At 36.4% G+C, this 16,723-nt stretch carries 15 protein-coding genes; 10 read left to right on the forward strand and 5 right to left on the reverse strand.

Annotation, left to right across the window (positions count from 1 at the left end; genetic code table 11):
- The first annotated feature begins 6 nt into the window (after positions 1–6).
- The gene (locus tag DYR29_RS16660) at positions 7–1,119 is read left to right on the forward strand and encodes an LptF/LptG family permease (RefSeq protein ID WP_142717245.1); all 1,113 of its coding nucleotides are present in this window, start codon (positions 7–9) and stop codon (positions 1,117–1,119) included.
- On the opposite strand, the gene DYR29_RS16665 is transcribed toward DYR29_RS16660, so the two are convergent.
- Positions 1,113–1,826, reverse strand: coding sequence for a biotin--[acetyl-CoA-carboxylase] ligase (locus DYR29_RS16665; RefSeq protein WP_213277749.1), 714 nt, complete (start codon positions 1,824–1,826; stop codon positions 1,113–1,115). The genes DYR29_RS16660 and DYR29_RS16665 overlap by 7 nt on opposite strands.
- An 87-nt stretch (positions 1,827–1,913) precedes the next feature.
- Between DYR29_RS16665 and rsfS the strand changes: the two genes are divergently transcribed.
- From rsfS to DYR29_RS16700, 7 genes are all read left to right on the forward strand, one after another.
- On the forward strand, positions 1,914–2,279 hold the full coding sequence (rsfS, locus tag DYR29_RS16670) for a ribosome silencing factor (RefSeq protein WP_047422250.1): 366 nt from the start codon (positions 1,914–1,916) through the stop codon (positions 2,277–2,279).
- Positions 2,280–2,300: 21 nt separating this feature from the next.
- On the forward strand, positions 2,301–4,322 hold the full coding sequence (gene ftsH, locus DYR29_RS16675) for an ATP-dependent zinc metalloprotease FtsH (protein ID WP_213277750.1): 2,022 nt from the start codon (positions 2,301–2,303) through the stop codon (positions 4,320–4,322).
- 136 nt (positions 4,323–4,458) lie between these two features.
- On the forward strand, positions 4,459–5,040 hold the full coding sequence (locus DYR29_RS16680) for an LUD domain-containing protein (RefSeq protein WP_047422252.1): 582 nt from the start codon (positions 4,459–4,461) through the stop codon (positions 5,038–5,040).
- 24 nt (positions 5,041–5,064) lie between these two features.
- The gene (locus DYR29_RS16685; protein ID WP_213277751.1) at positions 5,065–5,937 is read left to right on the forward strand and encodes a phosphatidate cytidylyltransferase; all 873 of its coding nucleotides are present in this window, start codon (positions 5,065–5,067) and stop codon (positions 5,935–5,937) included.
- A gap of 4 nt (positions 5,938–5,941) precedes the next feature.
- Positions 5,942–6,598: a phosphatidylserine decarboxylase family protein gene (locus DYR29_RS16690; RefSeq protein ID WP_047422254.1), complete on the forward strand. Its 657-nt coding sequence runs from the start codon at positions 5,942–5,944 to the stop codon at positions 6,596–6,598.
- 429 nt (positions 6,599–7,027) lie between these two features.
- Positions 7,028–8,020 (forward strand): helix-turn-helix transcriptional regulator, encoded by a 993-nt coding sequence (locus tag DYR29_RS16695; RefSeq protein WP_213277752.1) that lies wholly within the window; start codon positions 7,028–7,030, stop codon positions 8,018–8,020.
- Positions 8,021–8,216: 196 nt separating this feature from the next.
- On the forward strand, positions 8,217–10,019 hold the full coding sequence (locus tag DYR29_RS16700) for a hypothetical protein (protein ID WP_213277753.1): 1,803 nt from the start codon (positions 8,217–8,219) through the stop codon (positions 10,017–10,019).
- A 49-nt stretch (positions 10,020–10,068) separates the two neighbouring features.
- Here the strand turns inward: DYR29_RS16700 and DYR29_RS16705 are convergent, their stop codons facing one another.
- From DYR29_RS16705 to DYR29_RS16720, 4 genes are all read right to left on the reverse strand, one after another.
- Positions 10,069–10,416 carry a DUF1801 domain-containing protein gene (locus DYR29_RS16705; RefSeq protein ID WP_213277754.1) on the reverse strand — a complete coding sequence of 116 codons (348 nt, stop codon included), beginning with the start codon at positions 10,414–10,416 and terminating at the stop codon, positions 10,069–10,071.
- An 18-nt stretch (positions 10,417–10,434) separates the two neighbouring features.
- Positions 10,435–12,273, reverse strand: a complete 1,839-nt coding sequence (locus DYR29_RS16710) for an ABC transporter ATP-binding protein (protein ID WP_213277755.1) — start codon at positions 12,271–12,273, stop codon at positions 10,435–10,437.
- 234 nt (positions 12,274–12,507) lie between these two features.
- Positions 12,508–13,428 carry a M28 family peptidase gene (locus DYR29_RS16715; protein WP_213277756.1) on the reverse strand — a complete coding sequence of 307 codons (921 nt, stop codon included), beginning with the start codon at positions 13,426–13,428 and terminating at the stop codon, positions 12,508–12,510.
- A gap of 132 nt (positions 13,429–13,560) precedes the next feature.
- A complete protein-coding gene (locus DYR29_RS16720; RefSeq protein WP_213277757.1) occupies positions 13,561–13,950 on the reverse strand; it encodes a DUF4293 family protein in 390 nt (129 codons plus the stop codon).
- A 143-nt stretch (positions 13,951–14,093) separates the two neighbouring features.
- Here DYR29_RS16720 and rho point away from each other — a divergent pair, with 143 nt between their 5' ends.
- Positions 14,094–15,917 (forward strand): transcription termination factor Rho, encoded by a 1,824-nt coding sequence (rho, locus tag DYR29_RS16725; protein ID WP_213277758.1) that lies wholly within the window; start codon positions 14,094–14,096, stop codon positions 15,915–15,917.
- Positions 15,918–16,114: 197 nt separating this feature from the next.
- Positions 16,115–16,711 (forward strand): superoxide dismutase, encoded by a 597-nt coding sequence (locus DYR29_RS16730; RefSeq protein WP_213277759.1) that lies wholly within the window; start codon positions 16,115–16,117, stop codon positions 16,709–16,711.
- Positions 16,712–16,723: the final 12 nt, after the last annotated feature.

Genomic DNA, 16,723 nt, shown 5'->3' on the forward strand with positions numbered 1-16,723 from the left:
GAGATTATGCTTAAAATTGTAGACAGATATATCATTAAAAAATACCTTGGAACTTTCAGTTTCATGCTGGTGTTATTGTCTATAGTCGTATTGGTAATTGATGTTCAGCAAAAGATTCCAAGGATAGAAAATGCCAAGGCCATTGATCCGAAGCTGGATCTGATGTATTTTCTGGTACATTTTTATCCCTTCTGGATTATTAATCTTGTGGTGACTTTCCTTTCCATTCTGGTATTTATTTCGGTGATTTATTTTACCTCCAGGATGGCAAATAATACTGAAATTGTAGCCATTATCAGTAGTGGAGCCAGTTTTTACAGGTTTTCAAAACCCTATTTGGTAACTTCCATTTTTATTGGTTTGATAGCCCTTGTGGTATATCATATGGTTCTTCCATGGGCGAATATCAAGAAAAATGAGCTGGAGGCTTATACCTATAATGCCGCCAATAAAGAAAAGATTTTAGGAACTGCTCCAGCCTCTTCACAGCTGAGCAAAACAGAATATATCTTCGTTGATTCCTGGAATAAAAGAGAAAAAAGAGGATCAAGTTTCGTTTATCAGAAATATGATAAAGACAGAAAAATGACCTATGAGCTGAAAGCAAGTGAAGTGTATTGGGATAAAGCCAAAAAGCAGTTTGTTCTCAATAATTATCTGGAAAAAACAATTAATAAAGACAACACCGAAAAACTCGGCAACGGAATAGAATTAAGGAAAAACTACGGGCATTCTCCGGAAGAACTTTTCCCTAATGAACTTTTGGGCCAAAATAAAACAACACCTGAGCTTCTGAAATTCATTGAAAGAGAAAAGGCAAGAGGAAACAGTAACCTGAACTCTTATCTGAATGAGCTTCATCAAAGAACGTCAATGCCTGTTTCTATCATTATTCTGACATTCCTGGCACTTTCTCTGTCATCACAAAAGAAAAGAGGAGGATTGGGGATCAACCTGGCAATAGGGATCTCATTGGCCTTTATCTTCGTGTTTTCTTTTGAAGCCTTGAAAGTAGTTTCAGAAAATAAAAGTTTGTCTCCTGCTGTAGCCATGTGGCTGCCAAACATGGTGTTTTTACCGCTTACCCTTTATCTGTATATCAAAAGAGCCAATCAGTAAAGCAATTTTACTTCTTTGTGATAAAAAGAATGCAGTCCGTCTTCCAGTTCGATCCAGAGTTCGCCCTTTTCGTCTGCATTTCGGATGATGCCATTTTGGCGCTCTTTTTCAATTTCAAAGACAGAGATCTGGTCTTTTCTGAAAAGATTGGCGTTGAACCCATCCAGAATTTCCTGGTCAGAAGGAATGTTTTTCAGCTTCTCAGACATATATTCATGAAGGTTTAATGAAACTTCTTCCAGATCGAATGGGATACCTGTCTGCGTCAGGAGTGATCCTGCATTAGATATTTCATCAAATTTGTCCTGAAGAATATTGATTCCGGCTCCTATGATGAAATAATTATTTTGATTAATTTTTTTCTTTTCTATTAAAATTCCAACGATTTTTTTACCTTTAAGGATAATATCATTTGGCCATTTGATTTTTACCTCTGATTCAGACAATTTGGCAAGGAAATCCCGGATAACCATTGCGGTATAATAATTGAATATAAAGTCAGAGCACAAGATGTTCTGAGTATTGACTGCCAGCGTGTAAGCCAGATTTTTTCCGGCAGTTTGAGTCCAGACATTTCCATACTGACCACGACCTTTAGTTTGATTAAAAGTATGCAGTCCAATAAAATCTGAATTTTCGTAAAGTAAAAACTTTGATATTTCGTCATTAGTAGAAGAACATTCTTTCAGATAGAAGAGTTGGCTCATTTAAGAAAACTTTAAGACATTAAGAGGGTAAAAGTAAGGTTAAAGTAAAGAAAAAACAATAAATTTGCAGATTATAGTATTTTTTTAATGAATAAAACAGCAGAAAAACAAGCGTTAATAGATAAAATCGTTGAAGCTATCCAGGATGTAAAAGGAGAAGACATTATGATCTTTGATCTTTCCAACATCGAAAACTCCGTAGCAGAAACGTTCGTGATATGTAGTGGAAACTCAAATACACAGGTAGCTGCATTGGCAGGAAGTGTTGAGAAAAAAGTAAGAAACGAACTGCAGGACAGACCTTGGCATGTAGAAGGTACTGAAAATGCAATGTGGGTATTGGTAGATTACGTTTCAGTGGTGGTTCATATATTTCAGAAGCAGGTACGTGAGTACTATGATATAGAAGAGCTTTGGGGTGACGCAGTCATTACCAAAATTGAAAATCAATAATAAAAATTTTAAAAAGTCTAAATGAATAATAAAGGATTCAACTGGTTCTTTCCAATTGCAATCATAGCTCTTTTGCTCTTCTTTGGCTCCAATTTCCTTGGAGGTGACAGCGCAAAATCTATTGATGAAGATGGTTTCTTTAGAGAAATGCAGGCGGGGAAAGTCCAGAATATAATTATATACAAAGACATAGAGAAAGCTGATGTTTTCCTAACAAAAGAAGCAAAATCGGCAATGGTTTCCAAAGCCGGAAAAGAAAATAACCCTCTTTCTGCCTTTGAAATGGCTCCTAAAGCAGATTTTTCTGTGAAATATGGAGACCTTCAACTTTTCCTTCAGAAATTTGAGCAGGTGAAAGCCAGCAATCCGGTTATTAAAACAACAAAAGATTACGGAACAGGAAAAAGTGCATTAATGGACATTTTAGTTCCTGCACTGGTCTGGATTTCGATTCTGGGATTATTCTACTTCCTTCTTTTCAGAAAGATGGGCGGTGGCGGAGGCCCTGGCGGACAGATCTTCTCTATCGGTAAATCTAAAGCAAAGCTTTTTGATGAAAAAGAAAGAATCCAGGTGACATTTAAAGATGTTGCAGGATTAGAAGGAGCTAAAGAAGAAGTTCAGGAAGTTGTGGATTTCTTGAAAAACTCTGAAAAGTATACAAAACTGGGAGGTAAAATTCCTAAAGGTGTCCTTTTAGTAGGCCCTCCGGGAACGGGTAAAACGTTATTGGCAAAAGCCGTTGCAGGTGAAGCTAAAGTTCCGTTCTTCTCACTTTCAGGTTCTGATTTCGTTGAAATGTTTGTTGGAGTAGGAGCTTCCAGAGTAAGAGACCTTTTTGCTCAGGCTAAAGCAAAATCTCCGGCGATCATCTTTATTGACGAGATTGATGCTATCGGACGTGCAAGAGGAAAAAATAACTTCTCTGGCGGAAATGACGAAAGAGAAAATACATTGAACCAGCTTCTTACCGAAATGGATGGTTTCGGAACAGACGTCAATGTAATTGTAATGGCGGCTACCAACAGAGCAGATATTCTTGATAAAGCATTAATGAGAGCAGGTCGTTTTGACCGTTCTATCTATGTGGACCTTCCTGAACTTCACGAAAGAAGACAGATTTTTGACGTTCACTTGAAAAAAATCAAGCTTGATGATAATGTAGACAGAGATTTCTTAGCAAAGCAAACTCCTGGATTCAGTGGGGCAGATATTGCGAATGTTTGTAATGAAGCAGCATTGATCGCAGCAAGATATAACCATACCTCTGTTACAAAACAGGACTTCCTGGATGCAGTAGACAGAATTATTGGTGGACTTGAGAAGAAAAATATGGCCATCAAGCCATCTGAAAAAAGAAGAGTTGCTTATCATGAGGCAGGTCACGCTACCATCTCATGGTTGGTAGAACATGCATCACCACTTCTGAAAGTAACCATTGTTCCAAGAGGACGTTCTTTAGGGGCAGCATGGTATCTTCCGGAAGAAAGACAGTTGACCACTACTGAGCAGATGCTGGACGAAATGTGTGCAACACTGGGAGGTAGAGCTGCAGAACAGGTAATCTTCAACAATATCTCTACAGGAGCACTTTCTGATCTAGAAACAGTAACGAAGAGAGCACAGGCAATGGTAACAATCTACGGATTAAGCCCGAATATTGGTAATATTTCTTACTACGACAGTTCAGGTCAGTCTGAATATTCTTTCGGAAAACCTTATTCTGAAGAAACTGCTACTAAAATTGATGCGGAGATCAAATTGATTATCGAAAATCAGTACGAAAGAGCAGTAAGAATTCTTGAAGAAAATAAAGATAAACTGGATGCTCTGGCTAATAAACTACTGGAAAAAGAAGTGATCTTCCGTGAAGACTTAGAAGAAATATTCGGAAAAAGAGCATGGGATCCTGAATTGACAGAGAAACCCGTTACCAATACGATTCCTGAAAAAGATCAGCCGGTAGCAGTGGAAGCACCTCAGATCAAAGATAAAGAAGAAGAAAGCGAAATACAGGCTCCAGAAAGCCCGACACAGCTTTAAGACTCTTAAAAAATAAACCTTATAAAAACCTGACAACTCCAAAATTGTCAGGTTTTTTCATATTTAAAGAGATATTTTGGACTCTATTGTAATTTATTTTCTATTTTTGTATAAAGTTGACTAAAAATAGATTAAGTTGAATTTATTCAAGAGGATTGTAAGCAAACTTACCAACCAGCCTGAAGAAGAGGACAAACAGAGCCTGGAGAAGCTTGGGGATTCGCTGAAAAATGCGGATCTTGACTATAAGTTTGCGCAATTATTTACGCATTCGGGGGGATTTTTTAATTATTGTGCAGATGAAGCGGAGGCTCTACAAACTTTAAATCAAATTATCAAAATAGAGGGTATCCACAACCTTTTCTGTTGGGATAAAGAACTTCATAACTTTTTAAACGTTGTGAAGACTTCTTACACGTCAGAACTGCAGCCGTCTAATGATGCAGCATTCATCACTTGTGAATACCTGATCGCCTATGATGGCAGGATCATGCTTTCGCATAATAATATTCTTCACTATCATTCTTCAAGACTTCCCGATAGAATTATCATCATTGCCAATGTTTCTCAGATTGTGAACAACCTGAATGATGCCATGGGAAAAATAAAAAGAAACGGAAATATCAAGAACCTTACTTCCATCAGTGGAAGCCAGTCAAAAATGGACAGTTCTTCCAATTCCAATACAAAACTGTTTTTATTGCTGCTTGAAGATTAAGCAACCACTTCTAAATTTTAAATTTTGGATAAAAATCTCATTCAAAGAACCGTATCAGGTATAGTTTATGTAGCCGTCATTATTCTTTGTTCGACTCCGCTGGGAGCGCAACTGTTGAACAGCATTGCCCCTGGCCTTATCAAACAACAGTATCTTTTTTATGGCTTAATGAGTCTGTTACTGATTGTGGGGACCTGGGAATGTGTTAAAATCATGAAGTTTGGAAACGGCTATGAAAAATGGATCGTATATCCATTGGTCATTTTTATATTCTATATTTTTTCCAAAAGATATTTCAGCCACGATTTCTTTTTTGATTTCAGACTCAGTGAAATACTTGCCCTGGCTCTGATTGGGATTGCTGTGGTTACTTTATTCAAATATCCCAACGAATTATACTTCGACAGCGGAAAACTTATTTTTACCGTTATTTACGTAGCGCTCCCATTCAGTTTTGCATTGGGACTGCCAAAGTTCTCTAGCTATAATGATACTTTCTCACTGGAAGTTTTATTCTTGTTTATCCTCATCTGGAGTAGTGATACTTTTGCATATCTGGTAGGAAAGTTTTTTGGTAAACATAAAATGGCCCCTAAAATTTCTCCTAAAAAAACATGGGAAGGATATGCAGGAGGTGTAGTGCTTACATTGGTTTTATCCTACTTTATTGAGCATTATCAGCCTGAACTGAGAGGGAACTGGATGGTCGTAGGATTTTTAGTTGCTGCTTTTGCTCCGTTAGGCGATTTGGTAGAAAGCCAACTGAAAAGAAATTTCGGTGTGAAAGACAGTGGAAACATCATTCCAGGACATGGGGGAGTTTTAGATAGACTGGATAGTTTTATTATCTGTGTTCCTGTCGTATATTTGTACTTTATTTTAGAAAAATTTATTTAGTCTCATGAAATTACATAGAGAATCAAAAGGAACAATTACCGTTGCGACCATACTTTTTATTATTTTGGGCGCTTTAGCAATTTATTTCCTTAAAATATGGTCCCTGCTGATCATTATGCCTTTGTTGGTTATTTACAGTTTAGTTTTCTGGTTTTTCAGAGTTCCGGATCGTAATATATTGGATCACAAAGAAAACGTGATCGCTCCGGTGGACGGAAAAGTAGTAATGATCAAAGAAGTGGATGAAGATGAATTTATAAAAGGGAAAGCCATTCAGGTTTCTATTTTTATGTCCCCGCTGAATGTTCACATCTGTAGATATCCGGTTTCGGGTGAAGTGATTTACAAAAAGTACCATCCGGGAAAATATCTGGTAGCCTGGCATGAAAAGTCTTCTACAGAAAATGAGAGAACGACTGTAGCCGTACAAACTTTAACCCATCATAAAGTAGTTTTCAGACAGATTGCCGGATATGTGGCAAGAAGGATTGTTTTCTACTGTAATGAAGGTGATAAAGCAAAAGCCGGACATGAGTTCGGATTTATTAAATTTGGGTCGAGAATGGATGTATTCCTGCCTTTGGACACTGAGATTATCTGTAAGATCGGAGATATTACAAAAGGAGGCTTGGATGTTATTGCCAAACTGAAAGAAAATTAAGATTCTTATCGAATATAAACTGAAAAGAGAGCCTTTATGGCTCTCTTTTTTATTTGAAGGATGAAAGAGTAATCTGCTCATTTGAGTTTAACTACGCATGAGTAATATTGCGTATATAGGAAAGAATGCTTTTTTGTTTGTATTAAATAACTTTGCCTGTTAAAAAAACACAAGCTATTTATACTTTTAAATGAGATAGAACAAACAATATTAATTTTTATAAAAATGCTTTTTTATTTGTTTATTTTAATGTTGGATTTTAGTAAATTGTATCTGGAAAACACAAATCATATTCTTTTATCACTAAAAATTACAGACCTATATTTTGTTTTGTGAGTTTTTATTTAAAAGCTGTTAATATTGGAAAATTTATGCTTTCAGTAGTACAAATGCCAACCTGAGCTTGTGAAAACATAAAAAAACTACACGATGATTTATAAGTTTTTCTATAAGATGATCAATGATGAAACGGAGAAAATGAACGATGATTTTGACAGTAACTATCTGAATCTTATTAATCGTTATCTGCTTTTATTGTTTCTCATCTTCCTGTTTTATTCCGTTTTTATTATTACTTTTTTCGGGGATATGCTGATCTCAACATTTCTTACGGTTATTACCTTTTTCTGGTTGTTTCTAATGGCACTGAAAGGGAAAACAAAACGGTTTAGAAAGGTCTTGAAAAGTTTCATCCTCTTTATATTTGTCTTACTGACTTTCATAGTGAGTTTCTTTAATATTTATACTTATAAAAATGCGGGGGTAGAGTATTTTTATTTCTGTCTTCTGTTTGCTGTCCCATTCTTCCTGAACTATAAAAAAGATGCTTTTGCCATCTTTTTCATTACGTTTATGATCAGTATTAATTTTATTGTAGTTCTGTATTTTGATTTTGACTTCCTGTCTAAGAGTCAATTTATAAAAGCCGGGGATTTTAAAACAATAAAGTTGCTGAATATTTTATTTTCCATTGCGTCTTTCCTGATGGATATCGTTTTTATTACTCAGAAAGATGCGTTGATTCATGGCTTGATTTCTGATAAAAAAAAGAAAGATTCTACCATTAAAGATCTGGTAAAAACAAATACGGAACTGATGAAGCATCAGATCCTTATCAACCATCTTTCAGAAGAAAATATTGAGGAGATTTTAAGTCTGGCAGAAAGTAATTCTCCCATGTTTTTTGAAAAATTCCAGGTGTTTTTCCCTCATTTTATACCTGATGTTTTAAAAATAAATCCTAACCTTATTCATTCTGAGCTGTATTTCTGTGCTTTGATGAAGCTTGATTTTGATACCAAGAAAATAGCGCAGTGTACTAATAACAGTATTCGGGCTGTAGAGAGTAAAAAATACAGGATTAGAAAAAAACTTAATATTTCCTCTGAGATCAATATCAACAGCTTTTTGATTAAAATATAGACAAAATTTTGATTTTTGTTACTCACACGTAATGTTGGGTACTGGTGGGGTGGTATTTTTTGTTTTTGTGAGTTTTACTACGCGTGAGTAGTATTGCGTAGTGAGAATTAATTTGTAATTGTCTGAGGGTTATAATTTTGTGACGGTTAAATGGCTTAGTCAAAAATTTTAATCATTAAACAAATTATAACTTAAAATGATGGAAACAAAATTTACAATTCCCCCAATCAAGGTCTTGCTGATAGCGTTGCTCTTTGCCTTTGGAAAATTTTATTCACAAGCCAATAATGGTGCGGTAGGAATTAACACCACTACCCCTAATGCTAATTCTGTTTTGGATGTTATCTCAGGAAATAATAACAAAGGAGTGCTGATTCCGCGGCTTACAGAAGCACAACGAAATGCCATTGTAATTAATCAATCCAAAGACGACGGACTGACGGTTTACAATACTACAGAAGATTGTTTTAATTACTGGAGTCTTGCGGATAACGAATGGAAAAGTGTCTGCGGGCAGATGGGAAAATCTGTTTTTACTATAGATTGCTCCACGTCCAAAGCAATGGGAAGCTATGTAAAAGGAAAAGAGCTTACGAATTCTAATTATCTGACTATTGCGGTCAATGTTACAAAAGTTGGTAACTACACTATTTCCGGAACTACAACAAACGGATATAACTTTTACGGAACGGGAGTGTTTTTGAATACAGGCACCCAAACGATACAGATTCCGGGACAAGGAACTCCTCAGAATATCCAGACAGATAACGTATCACTTGAAGCCAATGGAGCAGCTGTTACCTGTACTCCGGCGATATCAATTACAGTATTGAGCCCTGCGGGAACATATACCATGAGCTGTGGAAATGCAACAGTAAATGGCGTGTACAAAGTAGGAACCGCTCTTACAGCTTCCAATACTATTACGTTACCGGTCAATGTTTCAACATTGGGAAGTTACACCATTACATCCAATACAGTTGACGGAATTTCTTTCAGTGGATCAGGAACATTTACAGCTACAGGAAATCAAAATATAACATTAGGCGGAACAGGAACACCATCTTCTACATCAGTGAAAACTATTACTATTACTTCAGACAGCCAGGGAGGAGTATCTACAACCTGCTCTGTAAATGTAGTGGTTGTAATTCCTAAGAAGACAGTACTTCATATCGGATTAGAAACAGCTTACGGATATAGTGCTTACACCGGTCCTTCACGAAGCCTGATGGATGCTCCGACAAATTTTGGCACAACAGCCTCAAGTATTGTCAAATATGAAGGTTTTACCCATATATCTTTAGGAAACTCACCTTCATCAGCAGCTCTTCAGACAGCTCTTAATAACAAGCCTGATATTGTTGTCATTGGCTATAACTATACACCTAATGCTACAGATGCAGGCTATATTGCTTCTTATCTTAATAAAAAAGGAGTTGTAATTGCCATGACAGATGATACAGGTACGGCGCAGAACTTATTCAGAGGAATATTCTCTGATCCTACCATTTCAGCTTCTTATGGAGGCGGTGCAGGTTCGGTTTATGCTCTTACCAATTCTGATGATCCTATCCTTAACGGACCTTTTGGAGATGTAAGAGGTAAAAACTGGGGGGAAGATGCTTCTACAACCGTCAATATTTCCGGATTGACAAGTGGATTTGTTCCTTACAGCTATGCACAGCCTATTAACAGTACAACTGCAAGAACAGGAATTTCGGGATTAAGAAATACCAGTTTAAACTTTATATGGTTTGGTGACGGTGGTTTTTTAAGTAATGAAAATGCGAATGGAAATCAATATGCAAGCAATACCATTGAACCTTTTGTAGCACCGAGTTCGGGAGGATATTTCCCGGTTCAGAAATCTTCTTACGGATATGCCGGAAACGGATATGCAACAGGATCAATGCAGGTTCAAAATTCGATTCTTTTTGCCAATATGATTGCCTGGGCAATTAAACAGGCAGAATTCAGCGGAATAAACACACAATGATAAAGTTTTTTAAAGAGGGCTCCGGTACGATGATTCGTGCCGGAGTTTTTTATTTTATATACTTTTTAATCTCTTCCGTGAGGTTTAATATGAATTCTACGGGAAGATCTTCTTCAGGATCAATCAAGAGGATTTTAAACTTCTTTCTGCCATCCAGAATCAGCTCCGGATAATCCAGTTTGTCACCATGATAAAAGCTGATATAATGTTTCTTGTATTTTTTGCTGTAATAAAAATAACACAGCATCTTCTTTTTGTACTTGATAAAAGGAAGCCCGAAACTGAATGTTTCCGTAATATTTTCGGGATCGGAAGCTAAAATAGAATCATGTAAAAATAAAAGAGTACTTCTCTCAGGCTCTTCGATTCTGTAGAAATACTCTTGTATAGGATTCATTTTAATTGAATTAAAATATTAGTCGAAGTTTTGAAGTTCAACAAGTTTGTTATACATTCCTTTTTTAGCAATCAGGTCATGATGTGTTCCCTGTTCTACGATGTCACCTTTTTCCATCACTACGATCCAGTCTGCTTTCTGAATTGTTGAAAGACGGTGGGCGATTACCAGGGAAGTTCTGTTTTCCATCATTTTCTCCAGTGCATCCTGTACAAATCTTTCAGATTCCGTATCCAGCGCAGAGGTGGCTTCATCCAGAATCATAATTGGTGGGTTTTTCAATACGGCTCTCGCAATAGAAACTCTCTGCTTCTGACCTCCGGAAAGCTTACCTCCATCATCTCCGATATTGGAATCATACCCTTCAGGAAGCCTTGTGATAAATGCATCTGCATTGGCAATTTTTGCGGCAGCAATCACTTCTTCTCTTGTAGCATCAGGTTTACCCATCAGAATATTATTGTAAACGGAATCATTGAATAATACAGATTCCTGGGTTACCATACCCAGAAGCTTGCGGTATTCATTTAATTTTAAATGTTTAATATTGGTTCCGTCAATCATGATTTCTCCTTCAGAAACATCATAGAACCTTGCTAAAAGATTGGCAATGGTTGTTTTACCACTTCCACTTTGCCCAACAAGAGCAACCGTTTTTCCTTTTGGAATAGAAAGTGAGAAGTTTTTAAGGATGGTATGGTCTTTATCGTAATAAAAACCAATATTATTAAACTCGATTGAATGATTTAATGTTGAGATAGAAACAGGATTTGCTATTTCATCAATTTTTACATCAGCATCCAGAATGGCTAATACTCTTTCAAGAGAAGCTTCTCCTTTCTGTACATTTGAAATTGACTGTGACAAACTTTTCACAGGAGGTAAAATCTGGAAGAAAATACCCAGGAAAACCAAGAAGTCAGCTGGTGAAATACTTTGTTCTACAATAATTTGTTTTCCACCATACCAGGCAATAATTAGGAAGGTAACCGAACCTAAAAATTCGCTCATCGGAGATGCCAGTTCCTTTTTTCTACCTAATCTTATGGAACTGTTGATCCATTTCTGCATTGACTGCATAAAACGGTTATCCATTATTTTTTCGGCACTGAAAATCTTAATCACTTTTGTAGATTTCAATGTTTCATCTACAATTGAGAAAATAGTTCCCATTTCATTCTGAGCTTCATGAGAATCTTTTTTCAGGCTTTTTCCTATTAAGGCAATCATCGTTCCCATTACAGGCAATACCAGAAGTGAGAAAAGAGTCATCTCAGTACTTAAGAAGAAAAGAGTTACCAATGTGCTTATCAACATGAAAGGTGCATTGATTAATTCCACTAAGCTTCCCAAGATATTACCTTCAACTTCACCCACGTCATTTGACATACGGGACATCAGATCTCCCTTTCTGCTTTCCGTAAAAAAGGAAACAGGTAAAGCAAGAATCTTTCTGTACATTGCTCCACGAAGGTCTTTAGTAACCCCTACACGATAATTGATCAGTAAAAACGAACCCAAATATCTGAAAAGGTTTCTCAGTAAAAACATAAAAGCCGTTATCACACAAAGCCATGCCAAAACATTAAGGGCTCCATGCTCAGTTACTAAAGTCTGAACGTAATAATTGGCGTATTCTTTTGCATAAGAGAAAAAATCTAAAATCTCTCCTGAATAAACAGGAGGATGACTGTATTTTTTAGCCTCTATGGTTCCGAAAAGCATTCCCAAAACCGGTAGAATAGTCCCAAGGGAAGCAATCTGAAATACAGAATACATAAGGTTGAAAAACAAACTTCCGTAGATGTATTTTTGGTGAGGTCTTGCGAACTTCAGTATTTTAATATATTGGTTCATTCAATGAAAAAATTGGATAGCAAAATTACGTAAAATTAAAAGATAAGACGTTCTTAATCCTGTTTTACTTTAATGGATATGTTCCAAAAAATGTCTTTTTGTTACAACTCAGGAGTATTGTACTTTATTTTTTATTAAATAATCGGACATTGAAACTCAATGTTAAAAGATAAAAGGCTGTGGCTGTTTAACAAAAGAACCGCTGAAAAAGCGGTTCTTTATAGGATAGTTTAATTAAAATTTTACCTGATCGTTATACTTTGGAGTAAAATTTTTAGGATTCAGTTTATCCAGCGTTTTTCCAAAATTATTGATAATCTGTGTCATATTATCGAAATCTACGATGTTGATATCGTCATTTTCGTGATGATAATGAGAAGCTTTTGTCATATCAACGGTAGAGAATGAATGGGCAATGATTTTCTTTTTTACAAAGCTGACATTGTCTGAACGGTAAAACAGCTGTTGTTTTGCATAGGGATCTGCATTGATTTTTAATCCGTTTACAGCATTTTTATTGAAAAGCTCATCAAGATCGGAGAATCCGTCTCCCGTCATATATAATGCATTTTTTCCCCATTGTGATTCTGTAGCTACCATTTCAAAATTGAAAAGGGCAGTCATCTTATTATAGATAGGATCCAGGTTTTTGTCCGTCGAAATTGCTCTTGAACCTAACATTCCTTTTTCTTCCCCATTGAACGCCATGAAGACCATTGAAAATTCTGGCTTTTTATTTTTAAAATAGTCGGCAATACCTACCAGAGTTGTAATTCCGCTGGCATCATCATCTGCTCCGTTATAAATGTTGTCACCACTTTTGTCACTGGTCCCGATATGATCAAAATGCCCTGAGAATCCAAGATATTGATCTGTTTTTCCCTTTTTGACCCCGCAGACATTGTATACCGTTTTCCCATTATAATCAAATGGTACCAGATATGATTTTCCGGTACAGTATTCCAGATTATTTTCTTTGAAGAGCTTAGCAATGTAGTTGGCAGCATTTTCATTTTCCTGAGTTCCGATTTCACGGCCCTTCATTTCGTCTGAAGCAAGAGTGGAAAGAACTGTTTTTACTTTTTCTTTGGAAACTTCCTGTGCAAAAGTAACTATAGAGAATAGTGATAAAGTAAGGTATGTTAGCTTTTTCATTGTCTTTTATTAAAAGTTATATGATCTGTCGTGGTTTTGATCAAAAAGGTGCATTGAAATTACAGAATATGTGGGAAATAAAAAAACAGCTCCTAAAAAGAAGCTGTTCTCACTCAAAAAATCGTTGTAAGGCTATCGAAGTCTGTCTACAGATTTTACGAGCCTCTCATCTTTACGGATATACATATTTGCAATAAGCAGACATATTACCGCAATCAATGGGAAAATCGGCTCAATACCCTTCTCAGGAATCTGAATTCCTCCGGATAAGTTTAGTAACCAGTACGCCAATACACCAATCAACAAAACGTTTATAATGATGCTGATGGTATTCAGCAAAATTTGTCTTTTTCTGTTTTTGAAACTAAAAATACTTAATGCTCCCACAATAACAAGCACTATACTGCTAATATTAAGTAAAGGAATACTGTCTGAAATCACAACATCCTGTCCCGTTATAAAAAGGAAAACAGCAGCTAAAACTGCTAATAAAGTCCATATAGTTTGTATTCTCTGTAGCATTGAATATTAAATTCTTGGCAAAAATAACATAAATTTTGCACAATTCAAAAATAAGTGTAGATTTGCATTATACAATGTACTTGAAAACCAAAGTCGCCGGACTTACTTTTCTTACTCACAATTAATTACATTTTTACATAAATATGTTTAACATAGAAACGTTAAGGTCAAAATCCGTAACGGAACTGACTAAAATCTTAAAAGATTTGGGCGTTAAAGTTGCAAGAACCAGCAATGAAAATGACAAGATCTTTGCTATTCTTGACTTTCAGGCTTCTAACCCTAAAGTTGCAAAAGATTATTTCAACGCCACAGAAACCGCCAGTATAAATACTGAAGAGGCCCCAGCAGATAAACCTGCTAAAGCCCCAGCAAGAAAAGCTGCTCCGAAAAAACCGGCAGCCAAGCCAAAAACCAATACAAAAGCTCCGGCAGAAGAACCTAAAGCAGAAGTGAAAGTAGAAGAAAAGGTATCCGCTTCTGAAGAAGTAAAACCGGAAGAACCCAAAGCTGAAGCAGCTGCAGTAACAGAAGAATCAGCAGCAAGTGCCCAGGCTAAAAAGAAAAGAAAAAGAGTTTCTACCAATACAGGTAATGCAGAAGTATCTCAGGAAAAAACAGAAGCTCCAAAAAACACAGAATCTCAAGAGCCTGCTCAGGCCGATGAAAAGCCTAACAATCCTCAACAACAGGCTAACAGATCTCAAAAAGGACACAACCATCCACAGAACAGTGGAAACCAACATAAAAACCAAAACCAGCAACACCAGCAGCATCAAAACCAGAATCAGAATCAAAACAGACATTCTGAAAAGGCAGAGGAGCAGCATGACCATAAAAAAGAATTCAATTTCGATGGTTTGGTAAGTATTGAAGGGGTTTTGGAAATATTACCGGATAACTACGGATTTTTGCGTTCTTCAGACTTCAGTTATATCTCTTCTCCTGATGACGTGTATGTATCTACTGCACAGATTAGAAATTATGGGTTGAAAACCGGAGATACTGTAAAAGGGATTGTAAGACTTCCGAAAGAAGGAGAGAAATATTTTTCACTATTAAAACCTACAGAAGTTAATGGTCGTGATCTTGCGTTCATTAAAGACCGTGTGGCTTTTGAATATCTTACGCCACTTTTCCCTGAAGAGAAATTCAATCTTGCAGGAAGTGAATCTACGGTTTCTACAAGAATTGTAGACCTGTTTGCACCTATTGGAAAAGGACAGAGAGCAATGATCGTTGCACAGCCTAAAACAGGTAAGACGATGTTGCTGAAAGATATCGCTAACTCTATTGCTGCTAACCACCCGGAAGTATACATGATGGTTCTTTTGATCGATGAACGTCCGGAAGAGGTTACTGATATGGAAAGAAGTGTAAATGCAGAAGTTATTGCTTCTACATTTGACGAAGCAGCTGAAAAACATGTGAAAGTAGCTAACCTTGTTCTGGCGAAAGCACAGAGAATGGTTGAGTGCGGACATGATGTTGTTATCTTACTGGATTCAATCACGAGATTGGCAAGAGCATACAACACCGTTACTCCTGCATCTGGTAAAGTTCTTTCCGGTGGGGTAGATGCCAATGCTCTTCACAAGCCGAAAAGATTCTTTGGTGCAGCAAGAAAAATCGAAGGAGGAGGATCTCTTACGATTATTGCCACTGCATTGATTGATACAGGTTCTAAAATGGATGAAGTGATCTTTGAAGAATTTAAAGGTACAGGTAACATGGAGCTTCAGTTAGACAGAAAAATTGCTAACAGAAGAATTTATCCTGCTATCGACTTAATTTCTTCAAGCACCCGTAGAGATGATCTTCTTCTGGATGAAGTAACTTCTCAGAGAATGTGGATCTTCAGAAAATACCTTTCTGAAATGAATCCTGTGGAAGCAATGGAATTTGTAAATAAAAACATTAAAGGAACTCTTAATAATGAAGAATTCCTGATGTCTATGAATAAATAAATTAATTTAATTATTGTTTAATAGAAAGCACGGGCCATTGGGTTCGTGCTTTTTATTGTCATGGAGATAAATATTTTAAAACGTAATTCATTCTAAATCAATATATCAATGTTAAAGATTTATTAAAGTAATATTCAATCCTTGATAATCCCTTAAATATTGGCTAATTTTGGAATATAACATTAAAAATAAAGATTATGTCATTTGAATTACCAAAACTAGGATATGCATATGATGCATTAGAGCCAACTATTGATGCAAGAACTATGGAAATCCACCATACAAAACACCACCAGGCATACATTGACAATTTAAATAAAGCAATTGAAGGAACTGAACTAGCAGGAAAAACTATTGAAGAAATCTGCCAGACAGGAACTGATAAACCAGCAGTAAGAAATAATGGAGGAGGACACTTCAATCACTCATTGTTCTGGGAAATTTTAACTCCGGGAGGAAGCAAAGAGCCTGTAGGAAATGTAAAAGCTGCTATCGAAAATTACGGAGGTCTTGAGAAATTCAAAACTGACTTTTCTGATGCTGCTAAAACAAGATTCGGTTCAGGATGGGCTTGGTTAGTAAAAAATGCTGACGGTTCTGTATCTGTTTCTTCTACCCCAAACCAGGACAACCCATTAATGCCTGTAGCAGACGTTAAAGGAACTCCGGTTTTAGGATTAGATGTTTGGGAGCACGCTTATTATTTAAACTACCAAAACAGAAGACCTGACTATGTTGCTGCATTCTTTGAAGTTGTAAACTGGGATAAAGTAGAGGAGTTATTTAATAAATAATTTTCAAGCTAT

Source organism: Chryseobacterium indologenes, from assembly GCF_018362995.1.
GTDB classification, from domain to species: Bacteria; Bacteroidota; Bacteroidia; order Flavobacteriales; family Weeksellaceae; genus Chryseobacterium; species Chryseobacterium indologenes_G.

Bases quoted from the DNA above. Each gene is read 5' to 3' on its own strand.
- DYR29_RS16665 (WP_213277749.1), bottom strand. From the start codon at position 1,826: ATGAGCCAACTCTTCTATCTGAAAGAATGTTCTTCTACTAATGACGAA.
- DYR29_RS16660 (WP_142717245.1), top strand. From the start codon at position 7: ATGCTTAAAATTGTAGACAGATATATCATTAAAAAATACCTTGGAACT.
- DYR29_RS16710 (WP_213277755.1), bottom strand. From the start codon at position 12,273: ATGAACCAATATATTAAAATACTGAAGTTCGCAAGACCTCACCAAAAA.
- DYR29_RS16690 (WP_047422254.1), top strand. From the start codon at position 5,942: ATGAAATTACATAGAGAATCAAAAGGAACAATTACCGTTGCGACCATA.
- DYR29_RS16705 (WP_213277754.1), bottom strand. From the start codon at position 10,416: ATGAATCCTATACAAGAGTATTTCTACAGAATCGAAGAGCCTGAGAGA.
- DYR29_RS16715 (WP_213277756.1), bottom strand. From the start codon at position 13,428: ATGAAAAAGCTAACATACCTTACTTTATCACTATTCTCTATAGTTACT.
- DYR29_RS16730 (WP_213277759.1), top strand. From the start codon at position 16,115: ATGTCATTTGAATTACCAAAACTAGGATATGCATATGATGCATTAGAG.
- DYR29_RS16695 (WP_213277752.1), top strand. From the start codon at position 7,028: ATGATTTATAAGTTTTTCTATAAGATGATCAATGATGAAACGGAGAAA.
- DYR29_RS16700 (WP_213277753.1), top strand. From the start codon at position 8,217: ATGATGGAAACAAAATTTACAATTCCCCCAATCAAGGTCTTGCTGATA.
- DYR29_RS16720 (WP_213277757.1), bottom strand. From the start codon at position 13,950: ATGCTACAGAGAATACAAACTATATGGACTTTATTAGCAGTTTTAGCT.
- rho (WP_213277758.1), top strand. From the start codon at position 14,094: ATGTTTAACATAGAAACGTTAAGGTCAAAATCCGTAACGGAACTGACT.
- rsfS (WP_047422250.1), top strand. From the start codon at position 1,914: ATGAATAAAACAGCAGAAAAACAAGCGTTAATAGATAAAATCGTTGAA.
- ftsH (WP_213277750.1), top strand. From the start codon at position 2,301: ATGAATAATAAAGGATTCAACTGGTTCTTTCCAATTGCAATCATAGCT.